The sequence below is a fragment of the Nonomuraea sp. NPDC005650 genome (assembly GCF_040605375.1).
In the GTDB taxonomy this organism is placed as follows: domain Bacteria; phylum Actinomycetota; class Actinomycetes; order Streptosporangiales; family Streptosporangiaceae; genus Nonomuraea.
The window spans coordinates 166,678-181,232 of sequence record NZ_JBEXCR010000016.1; the positions used below are offsets into that span (position 1 = coordinate 166,678).

The 14,555-nt window shown below is 70.9% G+C and carries 12 protein-coding genes; 8 read left to right on the plus strand and 4 right to left on the minus strand.

The genetic code is table 11. From position 1 onward, the window contains the following. Nucleotides 1-104 precede the first annotated feature (104 nt). Nucleotides 105-938: a GDSL-type esterase/lipase family protein gene (locus tag ABZS69_RS27680; protein WP_355377625.1), complete on the plus strand. Its 834-nt coding sequence runs from the start codon at nucleotides 105-107 to the stop codon at nucleotides 936-938. 8 nt (nucleotides 939-946) lie between these two features. Here the strand turns inward: ABZS69_RS27680 and ABZS69_RS27685 are convergent, their stop codons facing one another. Then, nucleotides 947-1,660, minus strand: a complete 714-nt coding sequence (locus ABZS69_RS27685) for an HNH endonuclease family protein (protein WP_355377626.1) — start codon at nucleotides 1,658-1,660, stop codon at nucleotides 947-949. A 72-nt stretch (nucleotides 1,661-1,732) separates the two neighbouring features. Between ABZS69_RS27685 and ABZS69_RS27690 the strand changes: the two genes are divergently transcribed. From ABZS69_RS27690 to ABZS69_RS27715, 6 genes are all read left to right on the plus strand, one after another. Beyond that, complete coding sequence (locus ABZS69_RS27690; RefSeq protein WP_355377628.1) at nucleotides 1,733-2,194, plus strand: CrcB family protein; 462 nt, start codon at nucleotides 1,733-1,735, stop codon at nucleotides 2,192-2,194. Next, a complete protein-coding gene (gene crcB / locus ABZS69_RS27695) occupies nucleotides 2,191-2,547 on the plus strand; it encodes a fluoride efflux transporter CrcB (RefSeq protein WP_355377630.1) in 357 nt (118 codons plus the stop codon). The genes ABZS69_RS27690 and crcB overlap by 4 nt, the downstream gene beginning before the upstream one ends. A gap of 136 nt (nucleotides 2,548-2,683) precedes the next feature. Continuing rightward, nucleotides 2,684-4,549, plus strand: coding sequence for a translation factor GTPase family protein (locus tag ABZS69_RS27700; protein WP_355377632.1), 1,866 nt, complete (start codon nucleotides 2,684-2,686; stop codon nucleotides 4,547-4,549). 86 nt (nucleotides 4,550-4,635) lie between these two features. Continuing rightward, a complete protein-coding gene (locus ABZS69_RS27705) occupies nucleotides 4,636-4,761 on the plus strand; it encodes a hypothetical protein (protein WP_355377634.1) in 126 nt (41 codons plus the stop codon). Between the two features lie 159 nt (nucleotides 4,762-4,920). Further along, the gene (locus ABZS69_RS27710) at nucleotides 4,921-8,040 is read left to right on the plus strand and encodes a PDZ domain-containing protein (protein WP_355377636.1); all 3,120 of its coding nucleotides are present in this window, start codon (nucleotides 4,921-4,923) and stop codon (nucleotides 8,038-8,040) included. 157 nt (nucleotides 8,041-8,197) lie between these two features. Then, a complete protein-coding gene (locus tag ABZS69_RS27715; RefSeq protein ID WP_355377638.1) occupies nucleotides 8,198-9,649 on the plus strand; it encodes a glycosyltransferase family 4 protein in 1,452 nt (483 codons plus the stop codon). A 78-nt stretch (nucleotides 9,650-9,727) separates the two neighbouring features. Here the strand turns inward: ABZS69_RS27715 and ABZS69_RS27720 are convergent, their stop codons facing one another. Further along, on the minus strand, nucleotides 9,728-10,687 hold the full coding sequence (locus ABZS69_RS27720) for a trypsin-like peptidase domain-containing protein (RefSeq protein WP_355377639.1): 960 nt from the start codon (nucleotides 10,685-10,687) through the stop codon (nucleotides 9,728-9,730). Between the two features lie 260 nt (nucleotides 10,688-10,947). On the opposite strand from ABZS69_RS27720, the gene ABZS69_RS27725 reads away from it, so the two are divergent. Then, nucleotides 10,948-11,406, plus strand: a complete 459-nt coding sequence (locus ABZS69_RS27725; protein WP_355377641.1) for a hypothetical protein — start codon at nucleotides 10,948-10,950, stop codon at nucleotides 11,404-11,406. Nucleotides 11,407-11,678: 272 nt separating this feature from the next. Here ABZS69_RS27725 and ABZS69_RS27730 read toward each other — a convergent pair whose 3' ends face one another. Then, nucleotides 11,679-13,238 (minus strand): endonuclease/exonuclease/phosphatase family protein, encoded by a 1,560-nt coding sequence (locus ABZS69_RS27730; RefSeq protein WP_355377643.1) that lies wholly within the window; start codon nucleotides 13,236-13,238, stop codon nucleotides 11,679-11,681. Between the two features lie 234 nt (nucleotides 13,239-13,472). Then, nucleotides 13,473-14,441 carry a DMT family transporter gene (locus tag ABZS69_RS27735; RefSeq protein WP_355377645.1) on the minus strand — a complete coding sequence of 323 codons (969 nt, stop codon included), beginning with the start codon at nucleotides 14,439-14,441 and terminating at the stop codon, nucleotides 13,473-13,475. Nucleotides 14,442-14,555: the final 114 nt, after the last annotated feature.

The window sequence follows — 14,555 nt, forward strand, 5'->3', positions numbered from 1 at the left end:
TCATCAGGGCCGGGCTGTCAAGCGGCGATATGAAGTCGGTCCGGAAATCACAGACCTTGCCGGACATCATGGTGTGCCGCTGATCCGCTTCCTACCTTGGGCTCATGATCGGTCGCCTGGGCTCAGTCCTCGCCGCAATGCTCCTCGTCTCCGCCACGGGTCCGGCCCAGGCCGCCGCGGCCCAGCCCGTCCCCGAGATCATGGCCGCGCTCGGCGACTCGATCTCCACCGGCTTCAACGCCTGCGGCTGGTACGTCTCCTGCCCCGCGCGCTCGTGGTCCTCCGGCGACAACCGCGGAGTGAGCAGCCACTACCTGCGCCTGTCGGCCATGTCGGGAACGCTCCAGAAGCACAACCTCACCTTCGCCGCCCCCGGGGCCACCAGCGCCGACCTGCTCGCCCAGGTGCGCAAGGCCGTCGCCGCCAAGGCCGACTACGTGACGATCCTGGTCGGCGCGCAGGACGCGTGCGTGCGCACCGAGCAGGACATGACGCCCGTCGACACGTACCGGAGCCGGATCGACGCGGCGCTGGCCGAGCTGCGGGCCGGGATGCCGCAGGCCCGCGTGTTCGTCGCCAGCATCCCCGACCTGCGGCGGCTGTGGCACGTGGGCAAGACCCAGCCGCTCGCCCGCACGTTCTGGACGGCCGGTCGCATCTGCCAGAGCATGCTCGCCAACCCCACCTCGACCAAGCGCGCCGACGCCGACCGCCGCGAGCGGGTGCGGGCGCGGGTCATGGCCTACAACCGCGCGGCGGCCAAGGCGTGCGCCGCGTTCGGGTCAGGCTGCCACAGCGACGGGGGCGCGGTGTTCTCGTTCCCGTTCACGCTCGACCAGGTCAGCAAGTGGGACTACTTCCACCCGAACATGGAGGGGCAGCGGATCCTGGCGCAGCAGACGTTCGAGCACGGCTTCACCTGGGACGACCCGCGCTAGCCCGCACGTCACCGGCACTGGGCCAGCATCATCTTCTTGTCGGCCGCGGTGACGGGCACGCCGTACTTGAGCGCGACCTGCGCGAAGCGGGTGACGTACGCGCAGCGGATGCGCCGCTGCGGCGGTAACCAGCTCGCCGGGCCGGAGGCGTCCTTCTGCTCGTTGGCGGGGCCGGCCACGGGCAGCAGGTTCAGCGGGTCGTTGGCGAAGTCGAGCCGCTTGGACATCCGCCAGCGCGGCGCGCCCATGCGCCAGGCGTAGTTCAGCGGCACCACGTGGTCGACCTGCACCGCGTCCGGGTTGTCCTTGTGCCAGTGGATGGTCCTGCCGGTGTAGGGGTCGGTCAGCTCCATGGAGACGACCTCGCAGCTGGAGCCCGACCGGTACTTCACGTTCCGGCCGTCGCGGGCCAGCAGGTCGTCGCGGGTGCGGCAGCCGTTGCGCGCGTACGGCACCCCGGTCGCGGTGTCGGCCCAGTTGCCGCCGTACCGGGTGCGCTCGTAGCCGGTGTTGGGGCCGAGGCCCTTGACGCGTACCCGTTTGACGAGGGCGCGTGCCCTGGCCCTGTCGGTGTCCGAGATGATGGGTGCCAGGCCGGGCCTGGTCCCGCTGGCGTTGCCCAGGGGGCTGGTGGCGGTGGCCGGAGAGGTCTTGGCGCCGCCGACGAAGGAAACGACGATGATGGCTCCCGCTAGAAGGGCGATGGCGTCCTTCGTGCTCAAGCAGGCCTCCGAACATCAAAGGTTGTCTAGAGAAATTCCCGGCATCCGGTGTTTTGACACGGGGAGGGTTATGTGACTGATCGTCCGATCGACCCGGACGTCGATCTCCACATCCCGGCGCAGCGCGCCGAGCTGCACTGGCCCGTGCTCGGCGCGATCGCGGCCGGCGGCGCGCTGGGCGCGCTGGCGAGGCATGGCCTGCAGTCGGCGATGCCGTCCGGGCCGGGGGACTTCCCCTGGGCGACGTTCCTCGTCAACGTGTCCGGGTGCCTGCTGATCGGCGTGCTCATGGTGGTGATCGCGGAGGCGCGGCCTGCCCACCGGCTCGTGCGGCCGTTCCTGGGCGTGGGGGTGCTGGGCGGGTACACGACGTTCTCCACGTACGTGGTGGACATCCAGCGGGCGGTGACGGCGGGGGCGCCGCTGACGGGGCTGGCCTACCTGGCGGCCACGCTGGTGACGGCGCTGGCGGCCGTGGTGGCGGGCATGTGGCTGACCAGGCGGGTCGTCAGGATGCTGGCGGGCGTGCGATGACGTTATTGCTGATCGTCCTGGGGGCGGCGGTCGGCGCGCCGCTGCGGTATCTCGCCGACCGGGCCGTGCAGGCGCGGCACGACACGGTGTTCCCGTGGGGGACGCTGGCGGTGAACGTGGCCGGGTCGGCGCTGCTGGGCTTCCTGGTCGGGCTGCCCGTCGGCGGCGGGGTGATGGCGCTGGCCGGCACCGGGTTCTGCGGGGCGCTGACCACGTACTCGACGTTCGGGTACGAGACGGTGCGGCTGGTCGAGGAGGGCGCCCGCTTCCACGCGGTGGCCAACGCGGGCGCCGGTGTGGTGGCCGGGCTGGGCGCGGCCTTCTGCGGCGCGGCCCTGGCTCAAGCCCTGTAAATGGTTGGCCGGCGGCCCGCCGGCGATGGCAGGATGGCCCGGCAACCGTCCGCCGACGATCAGGAGCAGCAGATGCGGCGCCTCGGAATCTCCCAGAGCCCTATTGGCACGAGAGTTCCCGAGGACTTCCATCACCGTGCACATCCTGAACATCGGCATCCTCGCGCACGTGGATGCGGGCAAGACCAGCCTCACTGAGCGGCTGCTGTTCGAGACCGGGGTCATCGACCGGCTCGGCAGCGTGGACGCGGGCAGCACCCAGACCGACACCGGCGAGATCGAGCGCCGTCGCGGCATCACCATCCGCACGGCCGTGGCCTCCTTCAGCCTGGGCGACCTGCGGGTCAACCTGGTCGACACGCCCGGCCACGCCGACTTCGTGGCCGAGGTGGAGCGCGCGCTCGGCGTGCTCGACGGCGCCGTGCTGGTGCTGTCGGCCGTCGAGGGCGTGCAGCCGCACACCCGGGTCCTGATGAAGACCCTGCGCAAGCTGCGCCTGCCCACGCTGATCTTCGTCAACAAGATCGATCGGGCCGGCGCCAGGGAGCGGGAGCTGCTGGCCGACATCCGGCGGCGGCTCTCGCCGTACAGCGTCGCCCTGAACACCGTGCGGCACCTCGGCTCCAGGGCGGCCGCCACCGCCGCCGTCGCCTCGCCGGAGGAGGCGGCCGAGGTGCTGGCCGAGCGCGACGACGGGCTGCTGGAGCTGCTCGTCGAGGGCAAGACGCCCGACTTCGGGCAGGTACGCGCGGCGCTGGCCCGGCAGTGCGCCGCCGGGCAGGCCAGTCCGGTGCTGTTCGGCTCGGCGCTGACCGGGCAGGGCGTCGGCGAGCTGCTCGACGCCGTCCACCTGCTGCCCGCCGTGACCCAGCCGGACGGGGAGCCGGACGGGGAGCCGGAGGAGGCGGCGCGGGCGGCGGTGTTCGCGATCGAGCGCGCGCCTTCCGGGGAGAAGGTGGCCTACCTGCGGGTACGCGCGGGCGCGCTGCGGGCGCGCGAGCACCTGACCTTCCACCGGGGCCGGCAGAGCTACGACGGCAGGCTCACCGCGCTGGCCGTCGCGGGCTCGCCCGGGCGGCGGCAGGCGGTGGCCGGGGACATCGTCAAGGTCTGGGGCGTGCCCGAGATCCGCGTCGGCGACCACCTGGGCGAGCCAGGGCCCGCTCACCGGGCCCACTTCACCCCGCCCAGCCTGGAGACCGTGGTGCAGCCCCGCGTCCCCGGCCACGAGCCGCGCCTGCACGCCGCGCTGCTCGCGCTGGCCGAGCAGGATCCGCTGATCGGCACCCGCACCCTGGCCGGCGGCGAGACCTCGGTGCTGCTGTACGGCGAGGTGCAGAAAGAGGTCATCGGCGAGACCCTGGCCAGGGACTTCGGCGTCGAGGCGCTGTTCGAGCCGAGCCGGCCCGTCTACTTCGAGCGCCCGTCGGGCACCGCGGAGGTCGTCGAGGAGATCCAGCGCCAGGGCCGCAACGAGTTCACGGCGACCGTGGGCCTGCGCGTCGAGCCGGGCCCGAGGGGCTCCGGCGTCGGCTACCGGCTGGAGGTCGACCTCGGCTCGCTGCCGCTGTCCTACCACCGGGCCATCGAGGAGAGCGTGCGCCTGGCCCTGGGCGAGGGCCCGCACGGCTGGCCGGTCACCGACGTGCTCGTCACGGTGACCCGGACCGGCTACGTCGCGCCGGTCACGGTCGCGGCCGACTTTCGCGGTCGCACCCCGATCGTGCTCATGCGGGCGCTGCGCCTGGCGGGCACCACCGTGTACGAGCCGTGCCACCGGTTCGAGCTGGAGGTGCCGCTGGAGGCGTTCAGCGCGGTCACCGCCAGGCTGGCGGCGCTGGGCGGCGAGCTGCACGACACCGGCAGGCGCGATGACACCTGGGTGCTGGAGGGCGAGATCCCGGCGGCGGCGGTGCACGAGTTCGAGCGGCGGCTGCCGGGGCTGTCCCACGGGGAGGGCGTCTGGTGGTCCGCCCCGGCCGGCGACCGGCCCACAAGATAGGTGTTATGTCGGGTTTCTGTGGAAGATGGGTATTAAGTGGCACAGTGCACCATTCAAGGTGCCATGTCCGTACAGGGGGGATTCCCATGGCAGACACGAAGAAGAAACCCGCCGCCAAGTCCGGTAAGTCGAAGAAGCAGGCCATCAAGACCAGCAGGCAGGCCAAGGAGACGAAGAGGGAGACCAGGAAGTCGACCTCCGAAGAGGAGTGACCCGGACGGGGCAGGCGTGGTTCCGGCTGCCCGGGCGGGACGGCCGGGCGCCGGCCGAGATCGCCGGGCAGCAGTGGCGAAATGTCTGACCCGGGTGATGTGATCTGACAGCCGGGGGCCGCGGGCCCTCGGCTGTCGGCTCTACCAGGAGTGGCGCACATGTCCGGCTACCTGCGTTTTCCCGCTGTCTTCCAGGACGTGGTCGTCTTCGCGGCCGAGGACGACCTGTGGATGGTCTCCGCCCAGGGCGGGCGGGCCTTCCGGCTGACCGCGGGGCTCGCCGAGGCGGGCTATCCGCGCATCTCACCGCGCGGCGACCAGCTCGCCTTCGTCGGGCGCGAGGAGGGCCCGGAAGAGGTGTACGTCATGCCCTCCGACGGTGGCGCCGCCCGCCGGCTCACCTTCCACGGCGCGCGCTGCACGGTCACCGGCTGGGACCCCGAAGGGCGCATCCTGTACGCCAGCGACGCCGCCCAGCCGTTCGAGGGCCGCAAATGGCTGCACCGCGTCGCGCCCGGCGGGGTCCCCGAGCGGCTCCCGTACGGCCCGGCGAACTCGATCGCGTACGGGCCAGAAGGCATGATCGTGCTCGGGCGCAACACCGCCGACCCGGCGCGGTGGAAGCGCTACCGCGGCGGCACGGTCGGCGACCTGTGGATCGACCCGCGGGGCGACGGCGAGTTCCGGCGGCTGATCCGGTTGCCGGGAAACCTGGCCTCGCCCTGCTGGAGCGGCGGCCGGGTGTGTTTCATCTCCGACCACGAGGGCGTCGGCAACGTCTACTCGTGCACCCCCGACGGCCAGGACCTGCGCAAGCACACCCACCACGACGACTACTACGCGCGCAACCTGTCGGGCGACGGGCACCGGCTGGTCTACCACGCGGGCGCCGACCTCCACCTGCTCGACCTCGGCGAGCCGGCCCACCGGCTGGACGTGCAGCTTGCCAGCTCCAGGACGCAGCGCAACCGCAGGTTCGTCGACCCCGCCGAATACCTCGACAGCGCCACGCTCAGCCCCGACGGCAGCGCGCTGGCCGTCACGGCGCGCGGCAAGGCGTACGCGATGGCCGACTGGGAGGGCCCGGTGACCCAGCACGGCTCGCCCGACGGCGTCCGCTACCGGTTCCTGACCTGGCTCAACGACGGCACCCGGCTGATCGCGGCGGCCAGCGACGAGGGCGACGAGGAGCGGCTGGTCGTCCTCGAAGGCCACGAGGGCGGCGGCGGCACGGAGGTGGCCCGGCTGGGGCGGATCACGGCGCTCGTCCCCGACCCGGTCCACGACCGGGTGGCCGTCGTCAACCACCGCTACGAGCTGCACGTGCTCGACCTGGCCGCCGGGCGGGCGGAGCTGGTGGAGGCCAACCCGCACGGCTCGCCCGAGGACCCGGCCTGGTCGCACGACGGGCGGTGGCTGGCGTACGCGAGCCCGCTCGACGCGCAGTCCAGCGCGATCAAGCTGCACCACCCCGAGACCGGGCGGACGCTGCAGGCCACGGAGCCGGTGCTGCAGGACTCGATGCCGGCGTTCGACCCGCAGGGCCGCTACCTCTACTTCATCGGCCAGCGCACGTTCTCGCCGGTCTACGACCAGCTCCAGTTCGACCTGGGCTTCCCGCTGGGGACGCGCCCGTACGCGGTGGCGCTGCAGGCGGACGCGCCCGACCCGTTCATGCCCGTCCAACGTCCCCTGGACGCGAAGGACGGGGACGGGGACGGCGAGGACGACGACGAGCCGGAGCCGCTGCGCGTCGACGTCGACGGGCTGACCCGGCGAGTCACCCAGTTCCCGCTGCCCGAGGGCCGCTACGAGAAGGTGGCCGGGCTCAAGGGCAAGGCGCTGATCCTGACCAGCCCGCTCGAAGGCGAGAGCTCGCTGCACCTGTTCGACTTCGCCAAGGGCAAGAAGGAGCACTTCGCCGACGGCGTCACCGACTTCGAGCTGGGCCGCGACCACAAGACGCTGCTCTACCGCGCCGACTCCAGGCTGCGGGTGGTCAAGGCGGGCGAGGCGCCCGAGGACGAGGAGGCGCCGGGGCGCGAGAGCGGGTGGATCGACCTGTCGCGGATCAAGGTCTCGGTCTGCCCTGAGGCGGAGTGGCGGCAGATGTTCCGGGAGGCGTGGCGGCTGCAACTGGAGAACTTCTGGAGCGAGGACATGGCGGGCGTCGACTGGGCGGCCGTCTACGACCGTTACCGGCCGCTGGTGGAGCGGGTCACGACCCGGGGTGAGTTCTCCGACCTGCTGTGGGAGCTGCACGGCGAGCTCGCCACGAGCCACGCCTTCGAGAGCGGCGGCGAATACCGCCCGGGGCCCGACTACACCCAGGGCAAGCTGGGCGTCGACTGGGACTACCGCGACGGCGTCTACCACCTCGGCTCCATCGTGACCGGTGACCCGTGGGACCCGGCGGCGACCTCGCCGCTGAACCGGCTCGGCGTCGACGTACGCAAGGGCGACGCGGTCCTGGCCATCAACGGCGCGCCCATCGGGGAGGCCGCGACCCCGAACGAGCGACTGGTCAACCAGGCCGGCGAGGAGGTCGAGCTGACGCTGCGGCGGGAGGAGCGGGTGTTCACCGTCACCGTGCGCGCCGTCTCCGACGAGCAGCCGGCCCGCTACCGCGACTGGGTCAACCTCAACCGCGCCGAGTGCCACCAGCGCTCCGGCGGCCGGGTGGGCTACCTGCACGTGCCCGACATGGGGCCCGAGGGGTTCGGGGAGTTCCACCGGGGGTTCCTGGCCGAGTGCGACCGGCAGGCGCTCATCGTGGACGTACGCTTCAACGGCGGCGGACACGTGTCCGCGCTGCTGCTGGAGAAGCTGGCCAGGCGGCGGCTCGGTTACGACTATCCGCGGTGGGGCGACCCGGAGCCGTACCCGCCGGAGTCGCCGCGCGGGCCGCTGGTGGCGATCACGAACGAGTGGGCGGGCTCCGACGGCGACATCTTCAGCCACACCTTCAAGCTGCTGAAGCTGGGCCCGCTGGTCGGCAAGCGCACCTGGGGCGGCGTCATCGGCATCTGGCCGCGCCACCGGCTCGCCGACGGCACGGTGACGACGCAGCCGGAGTTCTCCTTCGCCTTCGACGACGTCGGCTGGCAGGTCGAGAACTACGGCACCGACCCCGACATCGAGGTCGACATCACTCCGCAGGATTTCGCCAGGGGCGTGGACACCCAGCTCGAACGGGCCATCGACGCCGCGCTCGGCCTGCTGGCCGAACATCCGCCGCATACTCCCGATCTCCGGCATCGGCCGCGCATGCAACCTTAGCGAGGTTACGGGCGTCTAAGGATCATAGGTGGGGAAAGCGCATAGGGGATGAACACGTGCACTCCACTGAAGCGGGACAATAGGCCGGTGACGAGATTCCTCGTCACCGGCCATGTGTGTTGAGACTTCTTCCGGTGGACAAAGGGGGATATGTCAGGTGCGCGCATTGGCACGCAAGGGCAAGTCGGCGGTGGTCCGGCTGTATCGGGGGTACAACCGACGCAAAGTACGCAGCGCGCCCCCGCCTTCGACGCGGCAGGTCCGCATTCTGCTGCTGCACGCGTACGGGATGGGCGGCACGATCAGGACCGTGTTCAACCTGGCCAGCTACCTGGCCAAGGAGCACGACGTCGAGATCGTGAGCATCCTGAAGGAGGTCGAGGAACCGTTCTTCCCCATCGACCCGCGGGTGAAGTTCCGCTTCCTCGACGACCGGCTCAACCCCAGCGCCGACCCGGTGCGCGCGATGTTGTCGAAGATGCCGAGCCGGATCATCCCCAAGGAGGAGTCGGCCTACCACCGCTTCAACCTGTGGACCGACCTCAAGCTCGCCCGCTACATCCGCTCGCTCGACACCGGCGTGCTGATGGCCACCCGCCCCGGGCTCAACCTGGCGGTGGCCCAGTTAGCACTGCCCGGCGTCATCACGATCGGGCAGGAGCACGTGGCGCTCCGCACCCAGTCCGAGCCGATGCAGGAGCTCATCAAGTGGCGCTACCGCCGGCTGGACGCCCTGGTCACGCTCACCAAGGCCGACCTGCGCGACTACCGTGAGACGCTGCCCAAGAAGCCGAAGAAGCTGACCCGCATCCCCAACGCCGTCCCGCCGATGACCGGCGGCGTCTCCAAGCTGGACGCCAAGGTCGCCATCGCGGTCGGCCGGATGACCCGCATCAAGGGCTTCCACCGGCTCATCACCGCCTGGGAGACGGTCGCCGCCGCCCACCCCGACTGGACGCTGCGCATCTTCGGCGCCGGGCCCCAGGAGGAGAACCTCGCCCAGCAGATCGTGGAGGCCGGGCTGCAGGACAAGATCGAGCTGCCCGGGCCCACGGCCGACGTGGGGGCCGAGCTGGAGAAGGCGTCGATCTTCGTGCTCAGCTCGCGTCACGAGGGCTTCCCGATGACGATCCTGGAGGCGATGGGCAAGGGGCTGGCGATCGTCAGCTTCAACAGCCCGCACGGGCCCAAGGAGATGATCACTCACGAGGCCGACGGGCTGCTGGTCAAGCCGCGTACCAATGCCAACCTGGCCTCCTCGATCATCCGGGTGATCGAGGACGAGCAACTGCGGCGGGACCTGGCGGCGGGGGCGCTGGAGACGGCGCGGACGTATGACGTGGACGCGGTGGGGGAGAAGTGGGACGCGCTGCTGTCCGAACTCCTGGCCCGCCGCAACGGCACCTACGTCCGCCCCCAACGCCCCCCCACCCCCGAGGACCCACACACCCAGGACCCACACACCCAGGACCCACACACCCAGGACTCGAACGCCTCCGGTCCGGCCCCTGCTCCAGCTCCGGCCTCGTCTCCGGCTGCGGACGAAACGGCAGCAGCCTCAGCCGGACCGCCACCGTCAACGGCCCCGGGCGGCCCAACACCGCTCTAGGACACCCCGGCCTCCGGACGCCCAACCCCGCCCTGGGGCGGCCGCGATCTCGTGCGGTCCGGCTCCGGGCGGGGCGGGTCAGACGCCGGAGCCGGTGAGTTCCACCGGCTCCGCGATGACATCGACCAACGCCCCGTTCCGATAGACGGTGATCGGTAACGGCTGCCCGATGGCGTCGGCGAACATCAGCCGCTGCAGGCTCTGCGCGTCCCCCACCGGGCTGCGGCCCGCACTCAGCACCAGGTCACCGGCGAGCAGCCCGGCCCGGTGGGCGGGAGAGCCCGGCACCACCTCCACCACGCGCAGCGCCCCCGTCTGCCCGGTCCGCCGCCGCAGCGGCTCCGGCAGCGGCGCGGGCGAGGTCACCAGCCCCAGGAAGGCCCGTCGGACCCGCCCGTCCCTGATCAGCGCGGCGATGATGGACCGGGTCGTGGCGTTCATAGGGACGGCGAGCCCCACGCCCGCCCCGGCCACCGCCGTGTTGATCCCGACCACCCGCGCCTGCGAGTCGGCCAGCGCGCCGCCGGAGTTCCCCGGGTTGAGCGCGGCGTCGGTCTGGATCACGTCCTCGATGAGCCGTACGGCCGACCCGCTGCGCGCTGGCAACGACCGCCCGAGCCCCGACACCACCCCGGCCGTCACCGACCCGGACAGCCCCAGCGGATTGCCCACGGCCACGACGAGCTGTCCCACGACCAGTTCGTCGCTGTCGCCGAGCGTGGCCGGCGGAGGCATGGCCGTCTGAGACCTGATCACCGCCAGATCCGACAGCGGATCCCGGCCCACCACGGTGAAGTCCCCCGAGCTCCCGTCGGCGAAGGCCACGGTGCCGGCCTGGGAGGAGCCGATCACGTGCGCGTTGGTCAGCAGGAAGCTCGGCGAGCCATACGTGAAGGTCCGGCCGGTGAGGAAGTCGCTCTCATCGAGGACGACGGCCGATCCGCTGCCTCTCGTTGTGCGGACGGCAGCGACCTTCGGGAGGAGCTGGGCGGCGACAGAGGAGACGACCTGGGAGTAGGCGTCGAGAGGATCGGCCATCCATCCCTCCAGATGATTACTTGCTTACAACATAACTCCCAGGCTCGGCAGGTGCGATCGCGTCCTGGCCGAAGCCGCCGTGAGGCACCCTGGCGGGGCGGTCGACCCGGTCGCGGCGCCCACCCCGGAGACCGTCAGCCGGGCCCCGGCCAATGTCCGTGGAATGCCCGGTTGCCGCCCTGGATTTCTCTCGCCCGCCGGGCGACCATCTCCCCGTACCGAAGCCACTACTTTGGTTCCGCGCCAGGAAAAGAGGCTCCATGCGCGCCACGTTCAGGAAGCTTTATCTGGTCACGGCGGCGGTCATCATGATGACGTTGCCGATCACAACGGGTACGGCATACGCCGCCGAAACGGCGTACAACGTAAGAACTCAATGGCTGGCGGAATGGGCGTTGGGCTCGATGCCGATGGACCTCGTGAGACGAGATATCTGGCTGGCGGGAGACAGGGGAGATTACGGCTGGTACACCTACGTCAATTCCCCTGCCGAGGTCTATGTCGGTGCCCCGTGCGAGACCTACACCGGGCCCATCATCGAGGGGACGTATACGTGGACCTCGCAGATCTGGCCTGGGCAACCCTGGGACGGGTGGTATCGGATAGACAGCTATCTCACCCACAAGACCGGCGGCGCGGCATACAAAATCAGCTGCAATTTCCGGATACCTGGTGACGGCAATTACACGTGGGGCAGCGCACTCGATCCGCACTTCTGACCGCTGACGGTCACCCCCTGGTGGGCCCGACCAGTCGCATCGCGCACGCGCCGCCGCACACCACCGGCCCGGCCGTCACCGACATCGAGACCGGCGCTACCCCCGCCCCCCGCTCGCCGTACGCGAGCCGCTGCGCGTGCGCCCGCCCCGAACCAGCGCGCTTCCGCGCTTCCGAGGGTCACGTCCCGTGGTGCTCCATCGCTCCTACGGCTGGTCCGAAACCCGGAGCGCGGCCGCCGCTCCGGGTCCCGGACCCAGGGACCCGGGCCGGGTCAGCGGCGGGACGTGCGGAACGTGGTCAGGACGGCGGCGTGGTCCGAGGTCCAGTCGTTGCCGCGATGGTTGGGAACGGCCGTCGGCGTGCCCTCGACCAGCGCCTCGGAGCCGGTCACGCGCAGCGGGCCCGCGTAGTAGACGAAGTCGATCCGGTCCTGCGGCTCGGGTTCGCCCTTGTGCGAGTCGTACCCGTAGCCCCCGGTGAACACCGGATAGATCGGGGACCACGTGATGCCGGGCGCGGTCACGGGGTTCGGGTGGGCGACCCGGTAGGAGTCGCGCAGCCCCGCCTGCGTGGGCAGCACCGAGGTCGGCCACGGGACCGTGGTGTAACCGCACCGGTTCGTGGCCTTGGTCCAGTCCAGGTGGGACGGGGCGTTGAAGTCGCCCGTCAGGAGCACCGGCGTGCGCCGCGCCGCGTCCAGATCCGGCTGCATCTCCTGCAACACGGCCTTGATCTGGGGCGTACGGCCGGAGCGTTCCTCGTTTGCCAGCAGCTGATCCTGCGTCAGCTTGCCGAAGCAGGTGTCGTACGGGCCGTACGGGTTGTAGCCGAGGTGGACGTTCCACACCACGACGTCCTGGCGCTCGCCGATCCGTACCCGGACCTTCGTCGCCACCGACAGCGGGCCGCTGTCCACTGGGTCCTTGCGTTCGATGATCGGGTACCGGCTGATCACGCCGATGTCGGTGCCCGACTGGTGATAGTCCCAGCCCAGCGCCTCGGCCAGCTCACGGGTGGAGGCGGCCGAAGTCTCCTGGAGCCCCACGACGTCCACATCCGACTTGAGCAGGAACCGCAGCTCCTTCTCCCGGCCGCCGTCGACCTGGCTGCCGCTGTGCCACAGGTTGAAGCTCATGGCCCTGAGCTCGGGCACCAGGTCCTGGCCCGGCCGCCGTACGTCGATGCCGACCGTCGCCGTGCCGGTCTCGCCCCGCGCGTTGCGGGCCTCGACGCGCAGGGGCGTCGGACGCACCGAGTCGCGCACGCGCGGCGTCCCGGTGACCTCGCCGTCGGCCGACACGGCGATCCACCGCGGCCCGCTGACCTTGCGGAACGTGAGCCCGTCGGTGTCCCCGCGTACCAGACCCCCGACCTTCGCCTGGTACGGCGCGAGGGCGCGGGCGTTGCGCAGGTCGAAGGCGTCGGTGATGAAGTGCAGCGGTGCGTTGCTCGCGATCCGCACCTTCACCGGCGAGGCGAGCCACTGGTAGCCGTCCTGCGCCAGGGCGAAGACGACGTAATTGCCAGGCTCCAGCCCGTCGGTCGGTAGGGTGGCCTCACCGTTCTCCCCGGCGATATAGGTCCAACGCAACGACGGACCCACGAACTTCTCGTCCACCGGGCCGTCGCCAGGGTCGGTGTAGAGGCCGAGCCAGTTGGTCGCGTGGGGGCGGGGCGTGGTGTAGGACGCCTTGATCGGCTCACCGCTGCGCACCGTCGCCGGGGCGACCGTCAGCGTACCGTCCGGGGAGGCGGACGCCGACGCCGACGCCGGGAGCACTCCAGTGGACAGGACGAGCATCGCTATGCCGAGCGACGTGAGCCAACGCATCCGCGCCTCCTTGACCGACCTCGTGCAGCGTGGTGCGGGCTGATGACGATCATGTGAACGGACCGTGGCAAACCGCTGGCGGCCGGCGAAAACCCTGCGCCACGAGCACAGGGCAGGGCTCCGGCCCCGGCGGGGCGCCGAAACTCACACGTTCAAACGTGCCGGTACGACGCCCGCCGCCGCGGCGTCCCTCGTCATGCCACCTCGCGCATCTCGTTTCAGGAGCGGCGTCGATCAAGGGCTGGTTCGCTCCGGACGCCGGTCGGCGTCGTGGCTCGCACTGCGACCAGGACGACGCGGGGTGAGCCGCCCCTGGCTGATCAGGATGCCGAGGATCACCAGCAGGCCGCCGGCGGGTTCGTTCCAGTGGATGGTCTCGCCGAGGACGAGGATGCCCAGGATGACGCCGACGACCGGCGTCACATAGGTGACGGTGGAGGCTGCGGTGGCGCCCCATGCGGCGATCACCCGGGTGTTCCAGATGTAGGCGAGCCCGGTTCCGATCACGCCCAAAGCCAACAGACCGGTCACGACAGAGGGGCTCGCCAGGACGGGCTCGAACCCCCCGATGAAGGGCGCGAGCACGAGGCCGATGGCGGCGGCGAGAACGATCTGGCCGGCGGCGATGGTCGTGGGGTCGTACCGGTTGGTGCGCAGCAGTCGGCGGCTGAGCACGAAACCGATCCCGTAGCACAGGTTGGCGCCCAGGCACGCGAGCTGGGCGAGGAAGAGCGGGCCGCCGTGGGCCTCGCCGACAGTGCTCCAGGGAGCGGCGACGACGACCACGCCGACGGCCGCGATCAACAGTCCCGCCGTACGCGCACGCGTCAGCCGTTCATCCGGAAGAACGATCAACGACACCAGCAGCGCCGCGATCGGGGTGGTGGCGTTGTAGATGCTGGACAGCCCTGACGGGATGTACTGGCCGGCCCAGGCGTACAGCAGAAACGGCGCGACACACAGGAACACCGAGATCACCGCCAGCGATCCCCACGTCCGTACGTCGCGCGGCCACCGGCGCCGGGTGGCGAGCATGACCGCCGCCAGGAAGATCCCGCCAAGAGCGAGCCGTCCGACCATGACCTGCGCCGGCGACAGCCCCTCCAGCGAGACCTTGATGAACAGGAAGCTCGCGCCCCACACGATGGCGAGGGCCACGAACTGCGCACCAACCGAACCGGCCCGCGCCGTCGAGTCCGCCAATGCCACTCCCTCCCTCGGCCCGGTTGGTGCTGCCATGCTGCCGCGACCAGCTTTGATGCAGCAAATCGATGCCATCGATCGACAGATGAAGAGAGTCGATGAATCGAAGCCAGT

Bases quoted from the DNA above. Each gene is read 5' to 3' on its own strand.
- ABZS69_RS27680 (WP_355377625.1), top strand. From the start codon at position 105: ATGATCGGTCGCCTGGGCTCAGTCCTCGCCGCAATGCTCCTCGTCTCC.
- crcB (WP_355377630.1), top strand. From the start codon at position 2,191: ATGACGTTATTGCTGATCGTCCTGGGGGCGGCGGTCGGCGCGCCGCTG.
- ABZS69_RS27705 (WP_355377634.1), top strand. From the start codon at position 4,636: ATGGCAGACACGAAGAAGAAACCCGCCGCCAAGTCCGGTAAGTCGAAG.
- ABZS69_RS27710 (WP_355377636.1), top strand. From the start codon at position 4,921: ATGTCCGGCTACCTGCGTTTTCCCGCTGTCTTCCAGGACGTGGTCGTC.
- ABZS69_RS27720 (WP_355377639.1), bottom strand. From the start codon at position 10,687: ATGGCCGATCCTCTCGACGCCTACTCCCAGGTCGTCTCCTCTGTCGCC.
- ABZS69_RS27725 (WP_355377641.1), top strand. From the start codon at position 10,948: ATGCGCGCCACGTTCAGGAAGCTTTATCTGGTCACGGCGGCGGTCATC.
- ABZS69_RS27730 (WP_355377643.1), bottom strand. From the start codon at position 13,238: ATGCGTTGGCTCACGTCGCTCGGCATAGCGATGCTCGTCCTGTCCACT.